13 protein-coding genes are annotated in these 23037 nt (G+C 48.2%); 5 read left to right on the forward strand and 8 right to left on the reverse strand.

Features of this window, described 5'->3' with window-relative positions; genetic code table 11:
• Window positions 1-21: 21 nt before the first annotated feature.
• Window positions 22-798, reverse strand: a complete 777-nt coding sequence (locus IC229_RS15730) for an FKBP-type peptidyl-prolyl cis-trans isomerase (RefSeq protein WP_223834013.1) — start codon at window positions 796-798, stop codon at window positions 22-24.
• A 360-nt stretch (window positions 799-1158) separates the two neighbouring features.
• On the opposite strand from IC229_RS15730, the gene atpA reads away from it, so the two are divergent.
• Together atpA and atpG are read left to right on the forward strand one after the other, a co-directional pair.
• Complete coding sequence (atpA, locus tag IC229_RS15735) at window positions 1159-2733, forward strand: F0F1 ATP synthase subunit alpha (RefSeq protein WP_190887951.1); 1575 nt, start codon at window positions 1159-1161, stop codon at window positions 2731-2733.
• A gap of 82 nt (window positions 2734-2815) precedes the next feature.
• Complete coding sequence (gene atpG / locus IC229_RS15740) at window positions 2816-3697, forward strand: ATP synthase F1 subunit gamma (RefSeq protein WP_190887952.1); 882 nt, start codon at window positions 2816-2818, stop codon at window positions 3695-3697.
• 107 nt (window positions 3698-3804) lie between these two features.
• On the opposite strand, the gene IC229_RS15745 is transcribed toward atpG, so the two are convergent.
• Entirely contained in the window at window positions 3805-4884 is a 1080-nt protein-coding gene (locus IC229_RS15745; RefSeq protein WP_190887953.1) for a glycosyltransferase family 4 protein, read from the reverse strand.
• 108 nt (window positions 4885-4992) lie between these two features.
• Here IC229_RS15745 and hemE point away from each other — a divergent pair, with 108 nt between their 5' ends.
• Entirely contained in the window at window positions 4993-6036 is a 1044-nt protein-coding gene (gene hemE, locus IC229_RS15750) for a uroporphyrinogen decarboxylase (RefSeq protein WP_190887954.1), read from the forward strand.
• 141 nt (window positions 6037-6177) lie between these two features.
• Here hemE and IC229_RS15755 read toward each other — a convergent pair whose 3' ends face one another.
• The 5 genes from IC229_RS15755 to IC229_RS15775 all read right to left on the reverse strand — a co-directional run bounded on the left by IC229_RS15755 (window position 6178) and on the right by IC229_RS15775 (window position 13578).
• Window positions 6178-9138: a two-component regulator propeller domain-containing protein gene (locus IC229_RS15755; protein WP_190887955.1), complete on the reverse strand. Its 2961-nt coding sequence runs from the start codon at window positions 9136-9138 to the stop codon at window positions 6178-6180.
• Window positions 9139-9394: 256 nt separating this feature from the next.
• Window positions 9395-9985 carry a hypothetical protein gene (locus IC229_RS15760; RefSeq protein WP_190887956.1) on the reverse strand — a complete coding sequence of 197 codons (591 nt, stop codon included), beginning with the start codon at window positions 9983-9985 and terminating at the stop codon, window positions 9395-9397.
• 84 nt (window positions 9986-10069) lie between these two features.
• A complete protein-coding gene (locus IC229_RS15765) occupies window positions 10070-11068 on the reverse strand; it encodes a bifunctional heptose 7-phosphate kinase/heptose 1-phosphate adenyltransferase (protein WP_190887957.1) in 999 nt (332 codons plus the stop codon).
• A gap of 64 nt (window positions 11069-11132) precedes the next feature.
• Window positions 11133-12665, reverse strand: coding sequence for an NADH-quinone oxidoreductase subunit N (locus tag IC229_RS15770; protein WP_190887958.1), 1533 nt, complete (start codon window positions 12663-12665; stop codon window positions 11133-11135).
• Window positions 12666-12765: 100 nt separating this feature from the next.
• Window positions 12766-13578 carry a TerC family protein gene (locus IC229_RS15775; RefSeq protein ID WP_190887959.1) on the reverse strand — a complete coding sequence of 271 codons (813 nt, stop codon included), beginning with the start codon at window positions 13576-13578 and terminating at the stop codon, window positions 12766-12768.
• Between the two features lie 402 nt (window positions 13579-13980).
• On the opposite strand from IC229_RS15775, the gene IC229_RS15780 reads away from it, so the two are divergent.
• Together IC229_RS15780 and tamL are read left to right on the forward strand one after the other, a co-directional pair.
• Window positions 13981-19044, forward strand: a complete 5064-nt coding sequence (locus tag IC229_RS15780) for a translocation/assembly module TamB domain-containing protein (protein WP_190887960.1) — start codon at window positions 13981-13983, stop codon at window positions 19042-19044.
• A gap of 6 nt (window positions 19045-19050) precedes the next feature.
• The gene (tamL, locus tag IC229_RS15785; RefSeq protein ID WP_190887961.1) at window positions 19051-21396 is read left to right on the forward strand and encodes a translocation and assembly module lipoprotein TamL; all 2346 of its coding nucleotides are present in this window, start codon (window positions 19051-19053) and stop codon (window positions 21394-21396) included.
• A gap of 639 nt (window positions 21397-22035) precedes the next feature.
• Here the strand turns inward: tamL and IC229_RS15790 are convergent.
• The gene (locus IC229_RS15790) at window positions 22036-22899 is read right to left on the reverse strand and encodes a 3-keto-disaccharide hydrolase (RefSeq protein WP_190887962.1); all 864 of its coding nucleotides are present in this window, start codon (window positions 22897-22899) and stop codon (window positions 22036-22038) included.
• Window positions 22900-23037: the final 138 nt, after the last annotated feature.

Below are 23037 nucleotides of genomic sequence, written 5' to 3' on the forward strand. Positions count from 1 at the left end.
GGTCCGATTTCACTCTTTCAGTTATTGTTTAACAATATCAAGCAACTCTACATCAAAGACCAACGTAGCGCCGGGTTTGATGTCGGGACCGGTACCTCGATCACCGTAAGCCAGGTCGGACGGAATGTACAATTTCCATTTCGAACCGACAGGCATCAGTTGTAGCGCTTCCGTCCAGCCTTTGATTACTTCAGTAACGCCAAATTCGGCGGGTTGGCCGCGTTCAACTGAACTGTCGAATACATGGCCATCGAGTGTGCGACCGGTATAATGTACTTTAACCCGATCTTTGTCAGTTGGTTTAGCACCGGTCCCTTCTTTTTCAACAGAGTACTGCAATCCGCTGGACGTAGTGACTACGCCGGGCTTGGCTTTATTCTCAGTCAGAAAAGCTGTTCCTGCCTTTTTGTTCTCAGCCGAAGCTTTCAACATTTCAGCTTGTTGAACAGCAGCCTTCTTCTGCATAACGTTGTTCATAAGTTGCCCAGCCTGGGCCATTGTCAGCCGTGTATCATTGCCTTTCAGCACATCGTTTAGCGCCTGCGACAGCAACGTAGTATTAACGTCAGCCAAACCCTGTTGTTTCAGGTTCTGGGCCATAAACAGGCCAATGCTATAACTGATCGAATCCTGAGTAGATGCCAGACTTGAAGCCGACGTACTCGGTTTTGCTGTAGCAGTCGGACGGGCCGCTGATTTTGGTTTTGAAACGGCAGGTTTTTTCCCTTGTGCAGCCGCAGAACCGGCCATAAAAACGGCTGAAACCATCCCGGCCAGCATCCATTGATTAAACTTCATGCGAAAAATTAAACGTGTGAACTTACAGAACCATACTATTCCTAAAACATGAACGAATAGGATAAAAGTTTATTTATAGAACGGTTTCGAAAAAAAACCCGTCTTCCCCAAAGTCATGATTTTAAACGACATCCATCTACTAAAAGTAGCTGAAAATTTGGCTAATGACAATTTTGACAGCCTAATGTACGGCGATTTTGGATAAACGGTTCGACGGGCAGGCTTAATGGTCGAACAAATCCGGGTTATATACCGGAAAAGTCTAACATTCAGCCGTTATTTCTTCATTTCGTCGCATTTTTATGAAATTTTAATTGTACCTTTGCGGCCGAAAAATCAAACTAAATATCCCTCTCATATATGGACTCCGTAAGACCCGACGAGATATCAGCCATTCTGCGCCAGCAACTGGCCGGAACACAAACCGAAGCTGAACTCGAAGAAGTCGGTACGGTGCTGCAAATCGGCGATGGCGTAGCGCGTATCTACGGCCTCTCCAAAGTGCAGGCCGGCGAATTGCTGTCGTTCGACAATGGGCTTCAGGCAATGGCCCTGAACCTCGAAGAAGATAACGTTGGAGCAGTATTGCTCGGCGATTATTCAGAAATTAAAGAAGGCGACACGGTTAAACGTACCAATCAGATTGCCTATGTGAACGTAGGCGACGGCATTCTGGGACGCGTTGTAAACACCCTCGGTCAGCCAATTGATGGAATGGGCCCTATTCAGGGTGACGTATTTCCGATGCCGCTGGAACGGAAAGCGCCGGGCGTAATTTTCCGGCAACCTGTAAACGAGCCGCTTCAAACCGGTATCAAGGCTATCGATGCTATGATTCCCATCGGCCGGGGTCAGCGGGAGTTAATTATTGGTGACCGGCAGACGGGTAAAACCGCCGTAGCCATCGATACCATCATCAACCAAAAAGAATTTTACGACAAAGGCCAGCCGGTATTCTGTATCTACGTAGCGTGCGGTCAGAAATCGTCTACGGTGAAGCAGGTGGAGCAAACACTGCGCAAAGCCGGTGCCATGGACTACACAGTAATTGTATCCGCTGGCGCTTCCGATCCTTCGCCGATGCAGTTCTTTGCGCCGTTTACGGGTGCCGCTATTGGTGAATTCTTCCGTGATACGGGCCGTCCGGCACTGGTTGTTTATGACGATTTGTCGAAACAGGCCGTTGCGTACCGCGAAGTATCGCTGCTGCTACGTCGCCCACCGGGCCGTGAAGCGTATCCAGGAGACGTTTTCTACCTCCACAGCCGTTTGCTGGAACGGGCCGCCAAGATTAACCAGAACGACGACATCGCCAAAAACATGAATGACCTGCCACCTTCGTTGCAGGACAAAGTGAAAGGCGGTGGTTCGCTGACGGCGCTTCCAATCATTGAAACACAAGCTGGTGACGTATCGGCTTATATTCCGACCAACGTAATCTCGATTACGGACGGACAGATCTTCCTGGAATCGAACCTGTTCAACTCGGGTATCCGGCCAGCTATCAACGTAGGTATCTCGGTATCGCGCGTAGGTGGTAACGCTCAGATCAAGTCGATGAAGAAAGTGGCTGGTACGTTAAAACTCGACCAGGCGCAGTTCCGTGAACTGGAGGCTTTCGCGAAATTCGGCTCTGACCTCGATGCGTCAACCAAACTGACCATCGAACGCGGTCGTCGGAACCAGGAGATGCTGAAACAGCCTCAATACGCTCCAGTAGCTGTAGAACAGCAGGTGGCTATCATCTACGCATCGACGAATGGTCTGCTCGATAAAGTGCCTGTCAACAAAGTAAAAGCGTTCGAAAGCGAGTTTGGAATGGTGTTGAGCGCTCAGCATCCGAACGTACTGGACGAACTTCGCGCCGGAAAATTGACGGACGAGGGTACCGCTACGTTGAAGAAAGTAGCCGCTGATTTGTCTGCGAATTATTAACATTTAGTCAATAGTCATTAGTCGATAGCCGTCAGTAGAAAACTAGCGCCTATTGACAAATGACTATCGACTGTCGACCACTATGGCCTCTCTTAAAGAAGTACGCGCCCGTATCGCATCGATCAACTCGACACAGCAGATTACCAAAGCCATGAAAATGGTGTCGGCGGCAAAACTGCGTCGGGCGCAGGAAAACATAACGCAGTTACGCCCTTATGCTCAGAAGCTGAGCCAAATGCTCGGTACTGTATCGGCGGGAGCCGAAACGGCGTCGGAAAGCCCTTATAAGCAGGCTCGGACAGTTGATCGGGTGTTGCTGATTGTTGTTACGTCAGACCGGGGTTTGTGCGGTGCCTTTAACTCAAACGCCGTAAAAGGAGCGTTGGCGCTGATTGACGAAAAATATGCGTCGCAGGCTCGTTCGGGCAACGTAGAAATTATGGCTATCGGCAAAAAAGGTGCTGAAGCTTTTGCACGTCGCGGCATGAAGGTCAATACGACGCACGTTGATACGTTCAGTTCGCTGAGTTTCGCTAATGTTCGTGCGGCTGCCGAAGAAGCGATGGCTGGTTTTGCTGAAGGCCGTTACGACGTAGTAGAAGTCATCTATAACGAGTTCCGTAACGCTGCCGTGCAGATTATTCGGACGGAGCAAATGCTTCCTATCGTAGCTACCGAAACAGCCGGTTCATCCAGCTCGATCAATTACATATTCGAACCATCGGAAGAAGAAATCGTAACGGAGCTGATTCCGAAAACGATCAAGATTCAGCTTTACAAAGCCGTTCTGGATTCCAACGCTGCCGAACATGGCGCCCGGATGACGGCTATGGACAAAGCGACTGAAAATGCGGGTGAATTACTAAAAGAGCTTCGTCTGGTCTACAACCGGACACGTCAGGCCGCCATCACGACCGAAATTCTCGAAATCGTGGGGGGTGCCGAAGCGTTGGCGAATGCTTAATAGTTAGTTACTACGTAGCAAATTTTATAAAACAGGCCACAACTTAGATTAAGTTGTGGCCTGTTTTGTTTTCCAGTAAAACAGACGATCCGCGTTACGTAGCGCTACTACGTTCGGCCCAGTTCTTCATACAATTTCCAATAGTCGGCAGCAATCGCTGGCCACGAAAACCCGTTAGCCCGCCGGCGTAGTCGGTCCTGACGTAGTGGATTCTGCGCAAAATCACGTAAGCCTTCATCGAGCGTCCGGGCCATATTTTCGGGTTCAAAATCCTCAAAATAATACGCTTCCTTTCCGCCTACTTCGGGCAAACTTGTCAGCCGGGAAATGAAAACAGGCTTGCCAAATGTCATCGCTTCGGCAACTGGCAGACCAAAACCCTCGGCCAGAGAAGGGAATAAAAATGCTTCGCAATTGGCGTAGAGCCATAATTTCGTTGATTCATCAACCGGGCCGGGCATTATGAGTCGGTCGGCAATTCCTAGTTGCTGAGCCTGCTCACGGATGTGCTGTGCGTATGGATGCCGATCGGGGCCAGCCAGCACCAGCCGATAATCGGGGAAAGCTTCAAGTAGAGGAAGCAGCGTATGTACATTCTTTTTGGGATGGATGACCCCAACGAACAGAAAAAACGGTACGTCCGTAAATGATACGTCGAACGGTTGGTTCCCGGGCAATTCTGTTGGCGCGTTTTCCGGATTGACCGCTACGCCTGTGTACACTACGTTCAACGGTTTAGCGGCTGGAATATGCAAATGTTCCCGCATAACGGAAGCAGTATAGGCAGAGCCAGCCGTCAGCAACGTAGCGCGGTCGATTTTACGCTGAAGTTTCGCCAGTCGCCTATTTTTCTTGGCGGTCGAATAATCAGTACGTTCCAGAAAGTTCAGGTCGTAAACCGTTAATATCAGTCTCGTTGACCGACTGGAAGGTAAATAGGCGGAATCCTGATGCAGACAATGCCAGACATCGTACTGCCCCGGAATCCAGATTTTCCTTGGCCAGGACGCTTCGATGTACTCGACCGTATCGCCGAAAATACCCATCTTGCCTTTGGGTACCAGAAAAGTTAGTCGCCAGGAAGGCGAACACTGACGTACCAACTCGTGCCCTAGATGCAGACACACTTGTCCTAAACCACTATTGAGGTCGCGCAGACGTTCGGCGTCGATGAAAAGAGACGGCATTCGATTGTATAATTTTGGCAAATTTGAGAAATCTTAGCCAATCTGCTTCTCTCTAAGCAAAATCCAGTCAATCCTTAAATCTGCTGAATCCCGGTTTATCTTTGCACCATGACTTTACAAAATGATTTGCTGCTCCGCACTGCGCGGGGCGAATTGACCGAACGTGTACCGGTCTGGATGATGCGGCAAGCCGGCCGAGTATTACCTCAATACCGGGCCGTTCGTGAGCAGGCTGGCAGTTTCATTACGTTAGCGAAAACTCCCGAACTCGCTGCCGAAGTGACGATTCAGCCGGTAGACGCTTTCGACGTAGATGCTGCCATTATTTTCTCCGATATTCTGGTGGTGCCCGAAGCGATGGGCCTTCCCTACGAAATGATTGAAAGTCGTGGCCCGGTTTTCCCGCAAACGGTACGTAGCATGAGCGAGTTGAGCCGCCTGCGGGTAGCCGATGCCGAGAGTGATCTTGGGTACGTATTAGACGCTATCAAACTCACTAAAAAAGAGTTGAACAATCGCGTACCGTTAATTGGTTTTGCAGGAGCGCCCTTCACCATTTTCTGTTACATGACCGAAGGAAAAGGCTCTAAAACGTTTTCAGTTGCGAAAAAACTACTTTATACCGATCCCGATTTTGCCCATGCGCTGCTTCAGCAGATTACCGATAGCACGATTGCATACCTACAAGCACAGATACGCGCCGGGGCCGATTTGATTCAGATTTTCGATTCCTGGGCGGGCATTCTCTCGCCTGAGCAGTATACTACGTTCTCACTGCCCTACATCAAACAAATCTGCGATTTGATAGCCGGACCGCCGGACCGCAACGTACCAGTTACGGTTTTTGCCAAAGGAGCTTTCTTTGCCCGGCAAGATATCGGTCAGCTTAGTTGCGACGTAGTGGGGCTGGACTGGAACATGGACCCGCACGAGTCACGTCAACTCATTCCAAACCGGGTTTTGCAGGGTAATCTGGACCCTTGTGTGCTTTATGCCGATTTCGCACAAATTCGCACCGAAGTGAAGCGTATGCTCGATGGGTTTGGCCACCAGCATTATATTGCCAATCTGGGCCACGGTATTTATCCCGATACTGATCCGGATAAAGCGAAATGTTTTGTGGATGCCGTGAAGGAGTTAGGAGCGGCTTGATTTTTTGTCATGCTGACCGGGCCGCCGGAGCGGGACCGAAGCATCTTAAGGCATCCTAACTCGTTTGTTCAGTTGCCTTGAGATGCTTCGGTCCCGCTCCGGCGGCCCGGTCAGCATGACAAAAGTAGTATGACAAAAAAGCTACGTCTGCGCAAGGGGAATGGTCATAATTACCCGCGTACCAGCCGACTGATTATCAGCGTCGAACAAATCGACAATTTCCAATTTTGCCTTGCTGTCTTTTCGGCGAAGTGATTCGAAAATACCTCGGGTCATTTCCTGACCTCGTGAAATATGACCTTCGACGCGGGGTGCAAACGTTCGCCCGACGCCATTGTCCTCAATGACACACACAATATGGCTCTGCTGAATTCGGGCCGTTACAGTCAGTATCTTTTTTCCTTCTTTCGGCATCAGGCCGTGCCAGATGGCATTTTCGACGTAGGGCTGCAACAGCATCGGCGGCAGCATGGCATCCAGTAACTGCTCGTTATCTTCAATGTCGAAGCTATAGCTGAACTCGTGGTTGAAGCGAAACGATTCGATCTCAACGTACATTTTCAGCGTTTCAATAATCTGTTCAAACGAAAGATACTGGTGATTCGAATTCTCCATGATTCGACGTACCAGCTTCGAAAATTTCGACAGATACTTGGCGCCTTCAATCCCTCGGTTAGTCAGCAAATAATTCTGTACCGAATTGAGCGAGTTAAACAAAAAGTGCGGATTCATCTGCGACTGTAATGCTTTCAGCCGCCATTCGGCAATCTGAAGGTCCAATTGATTTCGTTCGGCCAACGTATTGAACCGCCAGCGCATTAGCAGCACAATCAGGCCGCCAATGAAAATCCCAATCAGAATTTTGAAAAACCAGGTGTCCGTAAAATACGGTTCCACGGTCAACCGAATAGCCAGTGGTTTATCCGTCGTTAATCCGAAACTATCACTGCTCCTGACACGTAGCGTATAGGATCGACCCGGCAAATTTGTAAACGATACCGTATGCTGGTTGCCAATATCAACCCAGCCCGGTTCATAACCTTCTAACTGATAGCTATATACGTTTTTAGAGGCAGGTTCAAAATTCAATGTCGAGAAATTCAGTGTAATCGAATTCTCGTCGGGTTGCAGAACAATCTCCTTACTAGTGTCGTGATGAAGCCGTTTCCCTCTTACATCTACCGAACTCAGCGCAATTTGGGGAATAAACTGCGTGTGAATCAATGCATTAATATCCAGCTTATTAACCGTATTCAAATAGCCTAGCAGCAACTCACTGGCTCCATTTTTGAAAAACCCAGTTGGTGCATTGCTGTTCAATCCTTCAATAGTGGTCAGATGCTTAATTTTTCGCGTTTTTATATTTGCAATATGAATTCCTTCGCTCGTACTAAACCAAAGATTGCCAAAATTATCCTCACAAACATTGGTGCAATACGTATCATTTAGTTCATCACGTTGATAATCGAAAGAAGTTAGAATCTGCCCGTTCGACGCAACTTTATTGACTCCCCCCCAGCTGGCTACCAGTACTGATCCATTGGTACCTCGCTGCAATGCGTTGAGACAAAGCCCTCCCAAACTCTTACCCTTATTAACCGGCAGCGTTCTGATATCAACAAATTTACCCTTCCCCGAACCAGCCTGCTCATCTACGTAGTAAAGGCCTTTGGGGCAGGTGGCTATCCAGATTTTTCCGTCTTCAGCCTCGCAAATCGTCTTAACGTAATTATTTTGAATAAGCAGTCGATGCTCCGATTCGGCCCATATTTTGTGTTCGACGCCCGTTTTAGGATCAATTACCTTCAAACCTTCTGTAAGATTGGCAATCCAAAGCCGCCCTTTTCGGTCGAGCAAACCATCTCTAAACTCGGTGGAAGTAAACAGATGGGGCGCTACGTCCGCAGTTGAGAACGTACCAGTGGTCGGATTTCCTACAAACATGCCCTTATCAGTAAAAGCTACGGGCTTTCCCTGAATCCAGCGCAGTTGAAATGTATAGCTATTAACCGGGTAGCGCCACAAGCGAAACTGATTCGTTTTCGGTTGCCAGGCCAATGCCCCTGAGTTCGATAAGCCCAGTAGATAGCCTTTGTCAGGCATGGGCAGGAAGCTCGTTACGTCCACCTGCGCTTGAGCGATCTTGGCCGGTATATCAATGGTGTGAATTCCGGGGTTGCGATAGCGGTATTTAAACAGGCCTTTACGCGTACCGATCCAGAGTATTCCATTGGCCCGATCATCATACATCGTTTTAACGTGAATCCCTTTTCGGTAGAATTCAGGCAGGTGATATACTTCATCCCGGTCTGGATAATAAACACTAAGCCCTTTTTCAGTTCCGACAAAAAATAGTTTTTGCCCATTTGCGTCCACAGATTCCTGTCCACAAATTACATTCTGGTTAACAAACTCTTTCGTCAGAAACCTAAATGTTCCGTTCGCGGGCGAAAAGCAAACCAAACCTCTATCGTACGCCCCCATCCAGATGTTTCCCGATGAATCTTCAAAGGCCATCTCAAGTCGAACTGACTTTTGGTTCGTGAGCTGACTGGCTTCGTGCCCCAGCAAACAGATGAGTTTATCACGCTTACGGTCGTACTGGTATAATCCTATTTCCGAAATAATCCAGAGCCTACGCTGACGATCTTCAAAAAACGAAGCGTCTTCTTGCCTGGTGTGCCTGGCCGAAAGCGAATAAAACTTTAGCTTTTTATGGGTCTTATCATAGCGTTTCACCGATGTATAATCGCACACCCAGATTTGACCATACGAATCCACGAAAGCCCGATCGTGCATATCGTTGCTTTGGTCAGTGTCCTGATAATTATTGTAGAGAACCGTTCGGGCCGTCAGCGTTTTGGGATCAATTTCCCACAAACCCTTCGTTGCAATAGAGGTGTAGATGGTTCCCGACGAATCAACGGAGACGCCAGAACTGTATCCTAATTTCTGATTATCAGGCGTATAGAACGAATAGCCATCATAGCGACAAACGCTACGTCCTGTACCTATCCACAGGAAACCTTCCTTATCTTTTGTGATGCACCAGACATCGTTCGATGGCAACCCTTCTTTGGTAGTCAGGTGTTCAAACGTCAAAGTTGGTTGTTGAGCATGGCTATTCCAGATAATAGCCAGAAAAACCAACAAAGAAACCAACCGTTGCCGCATACGTCTATTTTTACTGACAAAGTAAACGTTTAGAACGTACTACTTCTGTTTGTTAAGCCAATATGTTAATCATCAGTATGCTATTAACCAAACGTAGCACCATTTTCTGGAGTTTTTTTGTCATGCTTCGTTCCTCAGCATGACAAAAAAACTCCAGAAAATGGTGCTACGTTAACTAATTGGCTTAAAACCGATACGCACCCGTAACGCCCGCGCTTCCCGAATTGAAACCCGCATTTATCGAGTAAATAGAATTTCCATTAGCGAACGTACCAGTGGCTATTATGGAGGGAATCAGTTCGGCACTCAGATACCATCTAGGGTTGAAGTTGTATTGAGCCCCCAGCACAAACCCAATACCGATAGAAGGCGACGCCAAAAATCTATTCGATCCCGTGATGGTAGTACTACCACCGTTGCCAGTATCGATGGTCACCGGACCATTGACACCAGAATAAAGGGTTACGCTGGCAATCAATTCTGTGCCATAAATGAATTGAAGTTTATCATTAACAGATCGGCGTTTTTCTTTACCGATAGCCCCTCCAGCAGAAAGGCTAAACAAAGACGTGTTTTGATCGAAATTGGCACTCAGATTTCCAAAAGCAAGTCGATACCGGCGGAACGTATTTTCCCGCATCTGTTTTTTGTAAACCATGCCAATACTATTGAAATTGCTCATTCGCAGACCAATTTCCCGCGTTGGTGCAACCTGAGCCGATACTGAAGTAGTTATTAAAATATTGACGAAGAGAATTGAAAAGAATGTTTTCATAATTGTTTTAACAGTTTGATACGTTCAGCAAACTTATTAAAACACATGAAAACAATTTGTTGATTTTGTCAACAATGAGTTAATTTATCCAAAATGCTCTTTGGCTTCTTCCTTTAGTTGTTTCTTGTCAATCGGAACGACGCCAACGGATTCACAAACGAGCCCTCCACCCAAATTCGATAAACCAGCAATAATATTCGGCGATTGTTTCAGCGCCACACAGCAGGCGGCAATGCTGATAACGGTATCGCCAGCGCCCGATACGTCGGCAATCTGGCGGATGTGTGCGGGCAGTTTCTGCGTTTCGCCATTGTAATCAATGAACGCGCCCCGCTCCGACAACGTAATGAGTGCTCCTTTCAGATTCAGTGTTTGCGTCAACTGACGTACTACGTTACCCAACTCAATAGGGTTATCCACATCGAAATCCACTTTTAAGCCTTCTCTTAGTTCTTTTAAGTTCGGCTTAAACAAAGTCGCATTCTGATAAGAAAGGAAATTCCGTTTTTTAGGATCGACTACCGTTGGAACGCCCTTTTCATTGGCAAAATCGATAATGTCGGCAATGGCTTCTTTACTCAGTACGCCTTTATCGTAATCCTCGAAAATCACTACGTGACAACTCGGTATCAGTTCTTTGGCTTTGGCAATCAATAACTCACGTTCGTCGGCAGTGATATATTTATCTGATTCTGTATCAACACGTACTACTTGCTGCGAACCGGCAATGATACGTTCCTTGATGGTTGTAGTTCGGGTTTGGCTACGTATCAGACCGGAACTGTTCAGTCCTCGCTCGTCAAGTTGTTGTTCGAGTTGATTGCCCGCCTGATCTGTACCAATTACTGAACAAATAATAGCTTCGGCGCCCAATGCCTGTACGTTCAGTAATACGTTACCAGCCCCACCCAACCGCAGCTCGCGCCGGTCGACCGTCACTACCGGCACGGGTGCTTCGGGCGAGATACGCTCGACATGACCCCACACGTAGGAATCAAGCATTACGTCGCCAATAATCAGCACGCAGAGGTTATCGAACTGGTCGAATAGCTCATCAATAGACATATCCAGCACTGGATTCATAGGGGCACTTTCAGGATGTTTTCGGTACAAAGAAACAAAAACCTGATCTATTGGAGAAAGCCGTTTATTGATTGGCCAGCCAACGTAGCACCAAATCCGGTTTCAGGAACAGGATAATTACCGGCAACGTAACACCAACCGTTAGCCAGACAGCAGCTTTTGACATTGGCACTAAACTATCTGATTCTGAAGACGTATCAGCAGGCCGAAAGAAGAGTAGGAATGGAATTTTCAGGTAATACACCAACGAAATCAGCGCATTCAGCAGACCCAGCACAAACAAGGCCAGCAACCAGGAATCACCCGATTGCTGATAAGCCTCGTAAAGAGCCGAAAACGACAGCAATTTGGCCGTAAATCCAACCGTCGGCGGCAAACCTGTCAATGCCAGCATCACTACCAAAAGCGCCACCGAAAGCAATGGTTGTTTTGGAGCAAGTCCGGCAAAACTACTGATAGTCAGATCGCTATTGTTGCTACGTGCCAGCAGATCGACCAGGAAAAAGGCCGCCAGTGATATAAACAGATACGTACCGGCATAAAACAGCGTAGCTTCGAAACCAGCCTCATTCAGAGCCACAACGCCAACCAGCAGAAAACCAGCGTGTGCAATGGTCGAATAAGCCAGCAGCCGCTTAGCATCGGTTTGGCGCAGGGCCGACAAATTTCCAATCAGAATACCAGCCAGCGCCAGTACGGCAAGGGGCGTTTGCAAGACTACTGCCGTGGTACCTCCAGGCGCTTCGAGGGGCAGGCTCGTTACAACCCGCATCAGCACTAAAACACCCGCGATCTTAGGCCCCACTGAAAAGAAAGCCGCCACCGGAACCGGAGCCGCTTCGTAGGCATCGGGTGTCCAGATGTGAAACGGCACACCCGCAAGTTTGAACAGCAAACCCGCGCTGGTCAGCAACATTGCGACGGCTACAACGGGCGCATCCTGCTGAGCCAGTTCGGTTCCGAACACGTCGGCAGTTAAATCGAGGGTGCCGGTCATGCCGTAGAGCAACGACATCCCATAAAGCATAATGGCCGAACTGATCGCCCCAAATAGTAGGTATTTAATGCCCCCTTCCGACGCTTTCCGATCACCAACCAGCGCAGTAAGCAGGTAGGAGCAGATGGACACCAGTTCGATACTTAGGTAAATACTAAGCAGATTAACTGATACGGCCATCAGAAACAGGCCCAGCGTCATCGCAATCAACAGCGAGTACCATTCCAGTGGAAGGTTTGGTCTTTCGGCTGAGTTTGAACGTAATACTACGTCAGAATCAGACGTAGTGAAGGCTTCATAAAGTAAGACAAATCCGGCGCCGAGCGCAATCACGACCTGCACAAAAATGGCCTGGTTATCGACAAAAAGCAGATGCATGAACAAGAATCCACGTACCGGCATCAATGCCGCCCAAAGTCCAGCCACCAGCACAGCTACTACGCTCAACACCGCCAACAGCCGACGTACCGTTGCCTTACTACGTTGTAAGCCAAGCAGTTCAATCAGCAGCACCACGCAAAACGACACAGCTAACCAGATCTCAGGGCCAAAACCGCCGAGGCTGCTTAGAATGTCTAGTAATTGTTCGGTAAGAGACAAGGTAGTGAAGTAAGAGTCGTCAGTCGTTAATCAATAGTCGTTAGTTTTCAGTTGATACGTGTCTTGTTGATTAATGACTATTGACTTATCGCCTGCAAAACTAAACAATTCCGTCTTGCTGGGGCTGCCCTCCATAATTGTGCAATTGAATCGGTTTCTGTTTTTTACGAAGTCGAATATTGAGAAACTCAACCAAGAGCGAGAATGCAATGGCGAAATACAGATAGCCTTTGGGCACCGAACCGACTTCCTGATCGAAAATGATTACTTCAGACAGGTGAGCCCCTTCGGCTACCAGCATGAAGCCAATCATAATCAGAAAGGCCAGTCCCAGCATCTGAATTGTTGGGTGCTCGTTCACAAACCTACCGACGGGTCCGGCAAAGAACATCATAATCAGGACAGACAAAATAACAGCGATCATCATGATTGTTACGTTCTGCGTCAGTCCAATGGCCGTCAGAATAGAGTCAATCGAGAAAACGATGTTGGTGATCGCAATCTGAGTGATTACACTCGAAATGGTCGTTTTGGATTTCGAGCCGCCTGCCGTTTCCTCATGGTCGCTGCCTTCCAGCTTATGGTGAATCTCGGACGTAGCTTTGTATAGGAGGAAAATTCCACCACCAAACAGAATGAGGCTTTGACCCGTAAAAGCAGCTTTAAACCAGCCCGCATCGATGTGCGTAAATGGCTTACTAAGCGATATAACAACCGAAATGCCCATAAGGAGGATAAGTCGGAAGGCCATCGCCAGAATCAGACCAATATTGCGGGCTTTTGGCTGATCTTTACGATCCAGCTTGTTGGCAGCAATGGAAATGAAAATGATGTTATCAATACCCAGAACGATTTCCAGAAACGTCAGGGTCAGTAAGCTGATAATCGATTCAGCTGTTAAGAGATCACTCATCCGTTGAATAGAACTAAGAAGCCCAAAATTACCCGCTAGCGACCGGGTCTGCAACAATTCTTTACGAAAGAACCCTAATCCGGACAAAAGGTTAGCTGTTTTTATGGTCGGTTACGGGTGTTTTCAGTCATTTCTGCCACATCCACGCCAACATTGGCGTATTCATTCTGTTACGTATGTACATAGCGTTCGTCTGACTTCATGAGCAGCAAAACGACTGAATAGAATGAAGGCGTGATTATTATGGACATTTAATAGCTTTAAAAAAGGCTCGTAACATAATACTTCGCCAACGCGTTATGAACGTAATAACATGGGTAATGCGCAATGAATAATGGTTAATGAATACTGTTCTGAGCCATCTATTATTCATTAACCATTATTCATTAATTAATACTGCCTGTGGCAAAAATACTTGTTCGTATTCTGCTGGGAATTATAGCCCTCGTGCTGCTCGTCGCCGGGTTCGTTGTGCTCATCGCCACGACTCCCTGGGGTGAGCAATTCGTCACGAAGCAGGTAAACTCGTACCTGGCAAAACGGCTTCAGTCGCCTTTTCACATTGGACGTATCAGCTATTCCATTCCTGACTGGATTGAGCTGGAAGACGTATTTTTTAAAACGCCCAAAGGCGATACGTTGCTCGACGGAGGCCGAATGCGCGTTGACCTCGATATGTGGGGTTTGCTCAATAACCGCATTGCCCTGAACCAGATTGAACTGGAGCGCGTCCGTGTGAACATTACCCGCACATTGCCTGACACTGCCTTCAATTTTCAATACATTCTCGATGCCTTCGATACAGGTACGGCACCCGAACCGTCTGATACAGTGTCGACACCGATGAAAATCAACCTCACGGGAATTGCCCTGCGCGATGTACGTATCCGATACAAAGACGACGTAGCAGGCGCCGACGTAAATGCTGTCCTCGACAGCCTGAACGCCAAATTCAGCGATATGGACGTCAATACGTCGAAATACCATTTATCAGACGTAACTGGTAATGGGCTGAACGTATTCACACGCTTGTATGAAGGTCTGCCAACGCCACCCGGAGCGCCTTCCAAACCGGGCGATACGTTGAATCTGGCACTGGGTAAGTGGCAACTCAACAACACGAAATGGGACGTTCGCGTCGAAACGGCCGATTTCCGGACGAAAGGAGCGGTGAATCGACTCGCGATGGAATCCGATTATTTTTACCTGGAGGGATCGAAAATTGGCCTTAAAACGCTGGAGTTGACCGACGGCGATATTGCCGCTACGTTAATTCGACCAGCCAAAAAAGCAGCCTCGCCCGAACCACCGCCGTCGACAACTACTACGTCCCCCGGTTGGCAGGCACGGCTTACCAACGTGCGATTTGCCAATAACCGCATTCAATTTGATGATGAAACGGCCCCGCGCCAGAAACAGGGACTCGATTATGGTCATCTCGACCTGCGCAATCTGGGCATCGACGGTAAGTTTCTGGTTTATCAGGATTTAGGCAAACGCGGTCAACGTATCAGTGGTCAGCTACGTAACGGTCGATTCCGCGCTACGAGCGGGTTTGTGCTTCAGAAATTCGAGAGCAATTTGCTGTATACCGATACAACCACCACGCTCACCAAACTCTATATCCAGACGCCCACTACGTTGCTCCGCGACCAAATGGTGCTACGTTACGATTCGCTGGCGCAGTTGAGCAATCCGCGATTTGCTAAACGTGTCGCCGTTCGGGTGAATTTGAAGCAAAGTCGTTTGTCGGTCAATGACGTATTGCAACTGGCCCCGGATCTGGCCGATACACCACCGTTTGCGGGAAATCGTGGCGGTGTGTTCAAGGCAAATGCACAGGCGAGTGGTACGTTGGCCGCGCTGAATTTGCCTGTGCTCGAATTCGATATGTTGTCGGGCACCAAACTACGTGCGAGTGGGCAACTGACGAACGTAACAGACCCCAATCGGCTTGGTGTAAACATGAACGTCCGGGAAGTTAGCACTACGTTAGCTGATATTAATAAACTGGCACCCAAAGGTTCAATTCCGTCAACGATTGATTTACCACCCGGCTTAAAACTTACTGGTAAAATACAAGGTCAATTGAACGACCTGATTCTGGATGCAAAAATTAATACCGTTTGGGGTTCAGCCGCTTTCGACGGTCGATTGGCGGGTTTTGTGGCGGGCAAAAATGAGACCTACAAAGGCACGCTAAATCTGACCGATTTCGACGCGGGCAAATGGCTGAAACAGACCGGAACGATTGGTAAGGTAACGGGCCGGGCTACTGTCAATGGGCGCGGCATCGACGTCAATACGTTGACAACTGATTTCGATCTGGCGATTAAATCAGCCGAATTGAATGGGTATCGCTATCAGAATCTCGATGCAAAAGGTAAACTGGCGAGTGGGAATCTGGATATTAAGGGCGCACTTAAAGACCCGAATGCCAACGTCGACATCGATGCGCAGGTTGGACTGAAGGGTGAATTCCCAAGCGTGAAAGGCCAGACGGTTCTGAATGAACTCGATCTGCAAAAACTCAAGCTTTATGACGACCCACTTTCGATCAAGGGACGTATCATCATGGACATGGCCTCGACCGATCCAGCCAAACCTGTTGGTACGGTTTCGGTTAATGATGCTACGTTAAGTTTAGATGGCAAAAGTTACCCCATCGACTCGCTTTATGCCCAACTGGGTGCTGATGGCAATACAAAGTCGGTGACGGCGCAGGTACCGGGTGCGCAGGTTAACCTCAACGGGCAGTTCGAGTACGCACAGCTTTATGACATCATTGCGGGAGAAATCGGTCGATATATTGCCCTGCCTGATCTGAAATACAAGGCGATTCCGCCCCCGCACGCGTTCACGATGAATATGAAAGCCTATCAGAATCCACTGCTGCTAGGGTTCGTTCCCGGTCTTACCAAGCTGGATACGGTACGTCTGGATGCCTATCTGGACAATGCGCGCGATACTACGTTATCTGCTACGTTCCGTACGGGCGTGGTCGTGTATGATACCACTACGTTGCAGGGAAGTAGTTTTCTGCTACGTGGTGTTGGTAATCAGTTAGTTGTGAATGGACGTATCGACGGCGTTCTTTACGATGGGATGACTATCCGGCAAACGAATCTGAATGGGACAGCCGCCAACAACCAGTTCAGGTTTGCCCTGGTCAACAAAGATTCGGTCAATCAGGATTTGCACGGAATTTCGGGTAAGCTCAGCATTGTCGATTCCAGTTACCGATTCCAGTTTGCACGTAATGGTCTGCTTACCAACTATCAACGCTGGCAGACCGATACCAGCGGCTTTGCGCAGTACGGAAAAGATGGTGTCCTGATTAACCGACTGCATCTGGAGCAGCAACAGCAATCGCTCGAAATAAGTAGTACAGAACAATACCCAAATGCACCCATCCGCGTAACCGCCCGCGCCCTCGACATAGCAAGTATGGCCCGACTCGCCAACCAGGACACTACGCTGGCCGATGGCGAACTCAATGGAACGATCATCGTTCGGGACTACATGGGTGAGGATAATAATATGGCGTTTACCGGGTCTGTTTACGTCGATAGTTTACAGGTGATGGCTAAGCCCATCGGCAACCTGACCGCCCGATTCAACAATACCTCGGATGGTCGTATCAACGTCAACACAACGCTGATTGGGCCGTTTAACGATGCTACGGTTACAGGATTTTACAACCCCGAAAATGCTAAAGAAGCCCTCGATCTGGCCATCAAATTGAACCGGCTGGATGCCCGAACCATCGAAGCGTTTAGTTTCGGTGAGCTGCGTCAGGCGAAGGGCAAACTCGTTGGTGGTTTCACCGTGGCCGGGTCAACCGATAATCCAAAAATCGACGGCAGTGTAGCGTTCGATTCGGTAGCGTTCAACATCAGACAACTCAACGCTACGTATCGCATCGACCAGGAAAAACTGGCTTTCGCGGGGCAAACCATTACGCTGAATGATTTCAACGTGCGCGATACGTTGGGCCGTACCCTCACAACGGATGGCACCGTCGTGCTACGTAATTTACCCGACGTAGCCTACAACCTTCGCGTAAAAGCGGCCGATTTTCAGGTGCTAAATGCCGCTCGTAAAGACAACGATTACGCGTATGGACAAGCAGCTATCAGCGCCGATTTACGGATTAAGGGAACAGGGTCCAACGCGTCGATAAACGGTACGGTACGTCTGGAGGATGGTAGTAAAATTTCGATGGTGCTACCCGACGAATCGGTCAATGTGAACGAAGCCAATGGCATTGTTACGTTTATAAACCACAGCGATTCGCTGGCTCTCCGCAAGTACCTATACCGTCCCAAAAGCGATACGACTAAAACGACTCGATTGGCATTTGATGAGTTAAGTAACTCAACCATCTCACTTGATCTGGAAGCCGATGAAAAGTCAGAATTGACCATTGTGGTCGATGAGCTCAACGGCGATTACCTACGGGCGCGGGGCAACGCCCGACTTAATGTGGGCATCAATGCAGCGGGTCAGATGACGGTGCTGGGCCGTTATGACGTAACGGAAGGTGAATATTCGATGACGTATCAGGTATTGAAACGGCAGTTCCAGTTACAGAAAGGCGGCTATATCAATTTCACCGGCGACCCGCTAAAGGCCGACATCAATATGACGGCGATTTACAAAGTGTCGACCTCGCCCGGCGATTTGATTGGCAACGAATCGACTAGTGTGGATGCAGGAGCCGCCAAACGTAAATTACCATTCGAGGTATTACTTACGATTTCCGACAATTTATCGGCACCCAAACTGAGCTTTGACATTCGGTTGCCCGAAGAAGAAAGTAATGCCGCTCAGTCGAGTGCGCTGGGAAGCAACATCGATAGTAAGCTCCGAACGCTGCGTCAGGATCAGTCGCTGATGAACAAACAGGTGTTTGCTTTGCTGGTGCTGGGCCGGTTTTTGCCGGAGAATTCGTCAGATTTCTTTTCTGGGTCGGGCAATGGCGGGCTTAATACACAGGCTGAAAACATCGCACGTAGCAGTGTAAGCAAACTTATTTCTGACCAGTTAGGTAGACTGGCTTCTAACGTACTGAAGGGCTTCGACGTTGATTTTAACCTGCTTTCGCAAACGGGCAGCGCCAATACGGGCGGTGTTACCAACGGTTCCCGTACCGACCTGAACGTAGGCATATCGCGTAGTTTTCTGGCGGGCCGCGTGACGGTTTCGGTGGGTAAAAACTTTGTACTCGACAACGCGGCCAGTGCCGCCACACCTAGTCAGAATCAGGTATTTGACAACGTATCGGCCAATTATAGCATCACACGCGACGGTCGCTACGTATTGCGGGCGTATCGACGTAACGATTACCAGGCTGTACTCGATGGTTACGTCATTGAAACCGGAATTGGGTTCATCATCACAATGGATTATAACTCATTTTCCGAAATTTTCAGCCGTACGTCGCCAGGTGCCGTGCTGAATTAACGTATTATGAAAAACTTAGTTACCTGTCTATGCCTTTTGCTCACGGTCTGGCTGCTCAACGGCTGTAACGTTGCCAAGCACCTGCCAGCCAATGAGCGGCTTTACATGGGCACCGACATTGTTGTGAAGGCCGATTCTACCGTACCGTCTTCCGAACAGGAAGCCATACAGGAAGAACTATCCGGATTGGCCCGCCCTCGCCCCAACCAGCAACTCTTCGGTTATCCGTATAAAGTAGGACTTTACTACCTGTTTGGCGAACCTAGGAAGCCAAAGGGGTTTCGGGCGTGGTTTCGTCGGAAATTTGGGCAGGAACCTGTATTTGCCAGTGCTAAAGCGCTTTCGGCAAACATTCCTATTTTCAAGGCTACACTGCAAAATGCGGGCTATTTCGGCTCCGACGCTACGGCTCAGCTAAAAGAAGACGGTTATAAAGCGCGTGGGGTTTATGACGTAGATGTAAAACAACGCTATCACATTGACTCTGTTGGTTTTCTGGTCGATTCGACCCCAGTTCAGAAAGCCCTGCGGTTTGCCTCCCGACGTACCATTATCAAAAAAGGCGATCCCTATCTGTTCGACAACATCAAACTCGAACGCGAACGTATCAGTCAATCCATCAAGCAGCGTGGTTTTTACTATTTCCTTCCCGACTACGTAGCGGTAATTGCCGATAATGATTCGGTGGCGCATAAAACCAAGCTCTATTTCGCCGTCAAGCCCGATATTCCCGAAGCGGCCAGCGTGCCTTACACCATCCGCAACGTATTTATTTACCCGAACTATAACTTATCGACAGCGCGCAACGACACCAACCAGCGACGAGCCTATCAGACGAATGAAAGTTTTCGGGTGGTCGATTCAACGCGCCGGTTCAATCCGAAACTGTTTCGGGATATAGTGACTGTGCAACCGGGCAAGCTCTATAGCAGCCGAATGCAGGATTTAACCTTGTCGCGGTTTATCAACGTAGGCGCATTCAAATTTGTCCGTAACCGTTTCGACCCCGATCAGCAGGGTGATTCGGCGGTACTGGATGTGCATTATTACCTGACCCCCTACCCTGCCAAATCAATGCGGGCCGAACTAGATGGTACGTCGCGTTCCAATAATTTCACGGGTACGCAGCTTATAGTAAGCTGGCGGAACCGGAATGCGTTACGTCGGGCGGAGTCATTGGTGATCAACGCTAATGCCGGTATCGAATTTCAGTCAGCCGTGGATGGTGAAGGTATCACCAATTACCGGTTCGGTGCCGACGCTACGTTAAGTTTTCCGCGTTTAGTATCGCCATACAGATTCCGTTACGACCAGCGGCAGGCCTTGCCCAAAACCAATACCACCATTGGTTATCAGACCATTATCCGGGGCGGATTATACCGTATCAACTCGGCACAGATTACGTTTGGCTATGCCTGGCGGCAGAATCAGCAGGTTGAACACGTATTTCAGCCGTTTAATATCAACTACGTTTACGTACCATCAAATAAAGCGACAGGTCTTTATGACTTAATTGGAAATACAGATATTCCCGAGATAGTAAGACGTCAATACGTCAATATTCTCAATTCCGACCAATTAATTCTCAGTAGTATATATACCTTCAACTATAACTCGCCAGCCCGTTCCATTTCACCGAATACATTTCGGCTGACGACAAACGTTGAAGCCGCCGGGAATCTGGCCAGCTTATTCTTTCACAAAGCAGTTCCTAACGATGACCGGAAAGGCATATTTGGAGTGCCTTATGCGCAGTTTCTGCGATTGGATGCCGATTTCCGCTACTACCGGAAATTAGCTCAGAATTTAACCTTAGCCAATCGGGTGTTTGCTGGTGTCGGTATCACGTACGGGAACTCCAAAGGTTACCAGTTGCCCTTTACGAAGCAATACTTTGTTGGCGGCAGTAACAGCATACGAGCGTTTCGGCCGAGGGCTATAGGGCCGGGCTTATTTACCCGCGATACCCTACGTAACGTTCCAATATTTCAGGATGGTGGAGGTGACATTCGGCTTGAAGCGAATACAGAGCTGCGACTCAAGTTCAATAAATACCTTGAGGGCGCTGTTTTCGTTGATGCAGGTAACGTCTGGACGTATGCAAATACCGATATTTTCGGTTATGGCGCTCAATTCTCGAAAACATTTTATGAGCAGATAGCCATCGGTACCGGCGTGGGTATTCGAATAGATCTGTCTTATTTCCTGATTCGGTTCGATTTGGGAACACCGCTACGTAAGCCCTACCAAACGGATGGCAGTGAGTGGGTTATCGACAAAATCAATTTTCGCAGCCGCGACTGGCGTAAAGAAAATCTGGTATTCAATATCGGCGTGGGCTATCCGTTCTGACAGACGCATGTAGCGTATAAAAGCCAGCAACGTAGTGAAGAGTATCGGTTATAAGAACGGATTTACCCGCTACGTTCAATCCTTCGAAGGCTAGTGCTACGTAGTGTTTAATTTATTTTAGTAATTGTCCAGCTCGTGTTATTCAGGGTAATATTTTGTGTCAGCCCACTGGGAAAATAAAATAAGTCTATTGTGTCTCCTGCATTTAACTGAACATTGCTTGACAACGTAATGGTAGAGGCTTCCAGAATTGTTCTTAAGTCAAGAACCAACGCTATATTGACATTAAATGTTGGTATGTACCCAATTGTCAGATTAGTTTTCAATTTAAAAATATAGAAAACATTATCGCATTGTCGATATGGTAACCACACGCTGATTATTGGATGCAAATAGTAAGTCAGACTGGTGCATTCGATTCGCTACGTTTCATTACTACGTTCCACAGCAACTTAGAAGCGCTTCCGGGACCGATAACTGTTTTTATTACCGGACGAGTACAAAACTTCCCAAGATTTTTGTCATCCTGACGCAGGAAGAATCTTAAGGTTTCCTAACTAGAGTGTCGGGAAATCTTAAGATCCTTCCTGCGTCAGGATGACAAAACATAATTCACGTTATCTGGCAAACCAACCTTTCTCATTTCTTCCCATAATCGCAGAGGCTATTGTCGGCTTTAACGAAATACGATTTGTAATTTTTCGCTTTGGGGTCCATGCAACCTTTCAGATTCAGGATCTCTACTTTCCGAAATTCGACCGGATGACTTTCGCTTTGGAGCGATATAGACCCATGGTCAAGCAGTTTTCCATCGACAACCAGAGACGCGTCGTGGCCACTCACCGAACCACCGCCAAGCTGTGGCTTGTTATATTCCAGCACCTTTTCGCCATTGGCAAAATGCTGAATCAGCGAATCGCCCAGCACCAGCACTTCGGCCTGTACCCATTGGTCACCGTCGTATGTCTTCGACGTAGAATTGATGCAGTGCTGCGTGCGTAACTTCCCATCAATCACTACGTTGGTTCCGGGCGTACAAAGATTACAAGTGGTACGTTTCTTTCCGTCACCACTACCACCCAGCAATTGAACTTCGATAGACGCCGGAAAATCCTGGTCTTTACCCATGCTGGCGGCCGGTTGTCCATGAACCATAATACCGCTGTTACGCCATGCCCAGCCTTCTCCTTTTGGCGCCTGTTCGCCCACAAACCGGTATTCAACAATTATTCTGTAGTACGAAAAGTCGCCTTTGTAAAAAATATGGCCGTATTTCTTCTTAAAGTCGTCGTACTGGTCGTAGCGGACCACCATTTTACCATCCTCCACCCGGAACGTATTGCCGAAATTGTCGTTCAGGTCGTTTCCCCGGATTTTAACATCCCAGCCATCCAGGTTTTTACCGTTAAATAGCGGCTTCCATTCTTCCTTGCTGGCCGAATTTCCCTGTCCAAAAGCTGCCAGCGTACAGCAAAGCAGCAACGTAGTAATTTGTGATTTCATGTCGGGTTGAGTGTTAACTTGAATTTATTGAACTGAACCTGTTTAAAATTTAATTCGAGAGTAGTTTTTGTCATGCTGACGCAGGAAGCATCTTAAAGTATCTAAACAAAATAGTAAGGATACTTTAAGATGCTTCCT

Source organism: Spirosoma profusum (assembly GCF_014699005.1).
GTDB classification, from domain to species: Bacteria; Bacteroidota; Bacteroidia; order Cytophagales; family Spirosomataceae; genus Spirosoma; species Spirosoma profusum.

Bases quoted from the DNA above. Each gene is read 5' to 3' on its own strand.
- atpA (WP_190887951.1), top strand. From the start codon at position 1,159: ATGGACTCCGTAAGACCCGACGAGATATCAGCCATTCTGCGCCAGCAA.
- IC229_RS15745 (WP_190887953.1), bottom strand. From the start codon at position 4,884: ATGCCGTCTCTTTTCATCGACGCCGAACGTCTGCGCGACCTCAATAGT.
- IC229_RS15790 (WP_190887962.1), bottom strand. From the start codon at position 22,899: ATGAAATCACAAATTACTACGTTGCTGCTTTGCTGTACGCTGGCAGCT.
- IC229_RS15730 (WP_223834013.1), bottom strand. From the start codon at position 798: ATGAAGTTTAATCAATGGATGCTGGCCGGGATGGTTTCAGCCGTTTTT.
- IC229_RS15765 (WP_190887957.1), bottom strand. From the start codon at position 11,068: ATGAATCCAGTGCTGGATATGTCTATTGATGAGCTATTCGACCAGTTC.
- atpG (WP_190887952.1), top strand. From the start codon at position 2,816: ATGGCCTCTCTTAAAGAAGTACGCGCCCGTATCGCATCGATCAACTCG.
- tamL (WP_190887961.1), top strand. From the start codon at position 19,051: ATGAAAAACTTAGTTACCTGTCTATGCCTTTTGCTCACGGTCTGGCTG.
- hemE (WP_190887954.1), top strand. From the start codon at position 4,993: ATGACTTTACAAAATGATTTGCTGCTCCGCACTGCGCGGGGCGAATTG.
- IC229_RS15760 (WP_190887956.1), bottom strand. From the start codon at position 9,985: ATGAAAACATTCTTTTCAATTCTCTTCGTCAATATTTTAATAACTACT.
- IC229_RS15775 (WP_190887959.1), bottom strand. From the start codon at position 13,578: ATGAGTGATCTCTTAACAGCTGAATCGATTATCAGCTTACTGACCCTG.